This window comes from Oleiphilus sp. HI0128 (assembly GCF_001635365.1).
On sequence record NZ_LWGG01001391.1, the window covers coordinates 1 to 746 of the forward strand.

At 47.9% G+C, this 746-nt stretch carries 1 protein-coding gene; it reads right to left on the reverse strand.

Annotated elements, in window-relative coordinates:
* Positions 1 to 64: 64 nt before the first annotated feature.
* Positions 65 to 746: penicillin-binding transpeptidase domain-containing protein (locus A3763_RS22855; RefSeq protein ID WP_255376639.1), on the reverse strand; the 682-nt coding region annotated here is incomplete at its 5' end.

A 746-nucleotide genomic window follows, 5' to 3' on the forward strand; every position in this document is an offset into this window, starting at 1 on the left:
AGTAGGAGAACTGTACTGAGCACTAAAGCCAGAGGAGATGCCTTTAATAAATAACTGAGGCCTTCTAAAACCATGATTTTAACCACCCTTTCACCGATGAATAACCATTTTTACATGCTTGATATTCAGATGTATCTGGTTCACCCCAGACAGGAAGGTCTATAGCGCCCTTGCATCGTTCATCGGTGAGGTGAGCCGTGTTTTGATCAAACCAATGGTACTGGATGTTAGCAGGAGCTTCCATACTCAAGGGATATTGAGGGATGCGGCGAATAAAGTCGCTCCATAGCTGCAGGGCACCGCTGCTGCCGGTTAGGTGTGTTTCTTTATTGTCATCGCGGCCGAGCCAAAAGGTTGCTAGGTAATCTCCCGAGTAGCCTGAGAACCAACTATCCCGATTATCGTTAGTGGTGCCGGTTTTACCCGCAACCACCAGTTGCTCTGGTAGTTGTTTGTATGCAGAGCGCCCGGTGCCGGTTTGCATGGTCTTTACTAGTGCTTCTTGTAATAAATAAATCGCCTCGGGTGCAACTACTTGACTAAGCTTGAAAGGGTAGCGGGTTAAAGTTTCACCTTGTGCGTTGGTGACCTCGCGAATTCCTCTTAAGGGCATGTTGAAGCCATTACTGGCGATAGTTTGGTAGAGCTGCGTCACTTCAAGCGGTGACAATGATTGAGATCCTAGGAATAGAGAAGGGTAGGGCGTGAGCTCTCTTTTGACACCTAAACGCCTGAGCATGTCATGC